We start from the raw sequence: 4,438 nt of genomic DNA, 5'->3' as shown, positions 1-4,438 counted from the left end.
ATTTGATTTAGCTTTTTATTTTATAAATTTATAATAAAATTTAAAGGGTATATAATTTACATAAATATTAGCTTATATCTTGTGTTAGAATATAATAAGGCTTAGTTGTTACACTAATCTTTTAATTTAACAAAATTTATGTATAATAAAATAGAAAGAGTGATTTTTATGACTAGTAGAGAATTATATGAAAAATTAGATTTTATATTAATTAATAGTGAAAAACCGTCTATAGAAATTAAAAATTTAATAAACTCAGGCGAGTTTAATAAAAAACCTTTTGTGAAAATAAAAGATTTAGAAAAAATTGAACAAAATTTAACTCATCATCCAGAAGGAAATGTTTTAAATCACACCTTATTAGTAGTTGATAGTGCAAGTAAATATAAAGAAAAATCTCAAGATAAAAGAGTATTTATGTGGGCTGCTCTTCTTCATGATTTGGGTAAACTAACTACAACTAAAGAAAGAAAAGGCAGAATAACTTCATATGGTCATGATTTACAAGGAGAAATTTTAGCTAGAAAATTTCTTAATACATTAACTGAAGATGAGGATTTTATAAATAATGTTTGTAATCTAGTGAAATTTCATATGCAACCATTATTTTATGATAAAAAATTGCCATTTTTTAAAGAGAAAGAAATAATAGAAGAATCTGATTATAAAGAAATATCGCTACTTTCTTTAGCTGATAGATTAGGACGAGGAAACTTATGTGAAGAGAAGAGAAGAAATGAAGAAAAAAGAATAAATAATTTTAAAAACTATTTAGAAGAAAAATATAATTAGGAGGGAATATATGAAATTGCTTAAGTTAGCAGCCTTAGCAGTTATAATATGTGTTATGATAACAGGCTGTGATACAAGTAGTGACTCACCAGAAAATCTACTTAATGATAATATTGTATATAATAAATCAAAAAATGAATTATATAATTTTGTAAACCAATCTTTAGATGGAGCCACATTGTTACTTCCAGGAAATTCATCTGAAGTGGGGGAAATTAATGAATTAGATTCCAATGTCATTGCATTTCAGCAAAAACAAGATGTTAATACTAATAAAAATGAGGTTGGATTAGTACTTATATCAAAGGATAATGATAAGTATGTATTAAAAGATAGTTATTTACAAGTAGGAGAAGATATAGAATATGCAAATTTTTATGATTTAAATAATGATGAAAATGATGAAGTAATACTTCTTATAAAGAATGGGACTGTTACTACAATGAATGTGTATAGTATAATAGATGATGAGATAAAATTAGTATCTACTGTTGTTCCTACTTGGTTAGATAATTATTCGAAATATACAAATACTAAGATAAAAATAGGTTTTATAGATGAAGATTTAAAACTAGATATACTTATGATTAATTATGATTATAATAGTGGTAATATGTATGCTACTATATTAAATTATGATGAAGATAATCAAATTAAAAATAGTAATTCAGTAAAATTTGATAATGTAAGAAATATTAATGACTTATATGCTACAATTGGTAGAGTTCATAATACTAAAAAGGGAGTTGTACTAAGTATTCCAACTACAAAGGATAATGGCTATATTACACAAATACTTTGTATGGAAGATGGTAAATTAAATAAGGTATTTGATGAAGATAAAGAAATTTTTAATAGTTATTATGTTCCTACGTCTGATCAAAATAGTGATGGTGTAATAGCACTTCCAATTTTGAACAATAATATGATTGAAAATTATGCATCAACAAATAGTAAAGCATCTGCTCTTATTAGCTGGAAAAAATGGAATGGTAAATTTAAAAAGGAGTCGGATACAATTTTTATAAGTCAAGTTTATTACAATTATAAAAATAATTTTAAATTCCTTGTTCCTAATAATCTTGCTAATAAGCTTTATATTCAGAAAAATATCTTAGGAGATGCATCTTATTATATTTTTTATTACTATGATAAAAATGATAAAGAGCCTACTGAGTTATTCCAAATTAGTATCTCATCTAAAAACTTAGTTGAAGATACAAAAAATACTGCTAATACTGATATAATTTTAGAAGAAACAGATAGCAGTTACTATCAACTTGTAGTTAAAAATAAAGAAATATTTGAAAAATACGATTTGACACTAGATAATATGAAGGAATATTTTTCTTTAATATATCAATAGAATAAAAACTTTGGGAGGAATTATTTTAAAATGAAGGAAAAAATATTGATTTTAGAAGATGAAATAGGAATAAGAAGTTTTGTAAGTATAAATTTAAAAAGGGAAGGATATGAAATTATAGAGGCAAGTACAGGTACAGAGGCTATAGAACAAATATCTAACAACCCGGATATTTCAATAGCATTACTTGATGTAATGCTCCCAGATATGAGTGGTATAGAAGTATGTAAGTTTATAAGACAACAGTTTGATCAAATAGGTATTATTATGCTTACTGCTAAAGGTCAAGAAGAAGATAAATTAGAAGGATTTATATCAGGTGCAGATGATTATATGGTAAAACCATTTAGCATTAAAGAATTATTAGTAAGAGTTTCTGCACTTATTAGAAGAGTTAAAAAAGATGATAGTAAGATGCAAAGCAACGAAATAATTTCAGATCCATTTATATTAAACATAGATAAGAGAAAATTATATAAAAATGGATTAGAAATAGAATTAACTCCAACTGAGTTTTCTATAGTTAAGTACCTAATGGTGAATGCTAAAAAATCTTTAAGTAGAGATCAAATTTTAAATGAAGTATGGGGAAGTAACTATTTATATGATTTTAAAATAGTTGATGTTAATATAAGAAGAATAAGAAATAAAATAGAAGATGATCCATCAAAACCAAAATTCATCCAAACAGTTTGGGGATATGGATACTGCTTTAGAAAGGATGAATAATAGTTGTTACATTTAGATGGTCTTAGGAAAAGAGTAATAAAATATTATTTTATTATGATTATTATCACTGTGGCTCTATTTGAAGGACTATTTATGGTTTATCTACAAAATTATTACTATAATTCTGCCAAACAGTCTTTGATATCACAAGCTAGCTATACTATGGATATATACGATGGTGCTGGTATGGAATCTGCTAGCTTTGAAGACAAAATAAGTAATATATTTGAAAAGGAAAATGCTAATAGTAATACTAATTTTTCAGTAGAAATAATAGACAAAGATAAAAATGTTATTTTAGATAAATACGGTATTAGAACTAATGAAAAGTACAAATATGATGACGTAGATAGAGCATTAAAGGGAATGAGTAATTTGTTGCCATATACTTATAATATATCAGGAACAAATGAACATGTTATGAGTATATCTGTTCCAATTAAAGTTAATAATCAAATAGAAGGTGTAGTAAGATATAGTTTATCTCTTAGAAATATTGATAATACAATATTAAAATTAGTACTTTTCTTTATAGCAGCAGGTTTAATTATATTAATGATTGCTTTGTTATTAAGTTTAAGATTTGCAGAGTCTTTAATAAAGCCACTTAAAAATTTAAAACAATTTGCTAATGAGCTTGCTCAAGGTAACTATAATATAAAGCTTAAAAAAGAAAAGCTACATAATGATGAAATTGCTGACTTAGTTCAAACATTTGAGCATATGGCTGTAGAAATTGATAAAAGTAGAAAACTTAAAGAAGAATTCATATCCTCAGTTTCTCATGAACTTAGGACACCTTTAACTTCTATAAAAGGATGGAGTGAGACATTAGGGTATGAAGGAATTGGGAAAGAAGAATTAGATTTAGGTCTTGGTATAATACAAGATGAAACAGAAAGAATGATATCTTTAGTTGAAGATTTGTTAGATTTTTCTAGATTATCCTCTGATAGAATTAGGCTTCAAATTGATATGGTTGATGTAACAAAGCTTGCTAAAGGAGTTGTAACACAATTAGCTGTTAAAGCGAATGAAAAGAATATAACTCTTCTTACAGAATTTAAGACTGAAAGTATTGAAGATATCCAAGGTGACAAAAATAGATTAAGACAAGTATTAATAAATTTAGTTCAAAATGCTATTAAATTTACAGCAGAAGGTGGCTATGTAGTAGTTGTTGTGTCTCAAGGAGAAGAGTTTACTACATTTTCGGTAACAGATAATGGTGTTGGTATCAAAAAAGAAAATTTAACTAAAGTATTGGATAAATTTTTCCAAGAAGATTATAACAAATCAGGTAGTGGTCTAGGTCTTGCTATAAGTCAAGAAATAGTAAAATTACATGGCGGAAAAATGATAATAGAGAGTGAAAAAGGAGTAGGAACTACTATAACTTTCACCTTAAAAAATAAAATTATAGAATCTATGTAATAGGAAGTACTACATTTTAAAGTGTAGTACTTTTTATATTTTAAGGTATTATAAATTATCTGAATTGTGGGTAATTTATAATACTAACTGATAAATTTGAGCAACATACGCAGTCAT

Annotated in this window: 4 protein-coding genes; all 4 read left to right on the top strand. The window is 25.7% G+C overall.

Annotated elements, in window-relative coordinates; genetic code table 11:
- The first annotated feature begins 168 nt into the window (after positions 1-168).
- The 4 genes from J7M87_RS06370 (at position 169) to J7M87_RS06355 (ending at position 4,321) form a co-directional block, all read left to right on the top strand.
- A complete protein-coding gene (locus J7M87_RS06370) occupies positions 169-792 on the top strand; it encodes an HD domain-containing protein (RefSeq protein ID WP_291649789.1) in 624 nt (207 codons plus the stop codon).
- Between the two features lie 10 nt (positions 793-802).
- Positions 803-2,158 carry a hypothetical protein gene (locus J7M87_RS06365; RefSeq protein ID WP_291649787.1) on the top strand — a complete coding sequence of 452 codons (1,356 nt, stop codon included), beginning with the start codon at positions 803-805 and terminating at the stop codon, positions 2,156-2,158.
- Positions 2,159-2,188: 30 nt separating this feature from the next.
- Positions 2,189-2,887, top strand: coding sequence for a cell wall metabolism DNA-binding response regulator WalR (gene walR, locus J7M87_RS06360; protein ID WP_291649785.1), 699 nt, complete (start codon positions 2,189-2,191; stop codon positions 2,885-2,887).
- Between the two features lie 93 nt (positions 2,888-2,980).
- Positions 2,981-4,321, top strand: a complete 1,341-nt coding sequence (locus J7M87_RS06355) for an ATP-binding protein (protein WP_365844757.1) — start codon at positions 2,981-2,983, stop codon at positions 4,319-4,321.
- Positions 4,322-4,438 lie beyond the last annotated feature (117 nt).

The sequence above is a fragment of the Clostridium sp. genome (assembly GCF_017888565.1).
GTDB lineage: Bacteria > Bacillota > Clostridia > Clostridiales > Clostridiaceae > Clostridium.
Note: the sequence above shows the minus strand (reverse complement) of the source record. Positions and strands in the feature narration are given on the sequence as shown.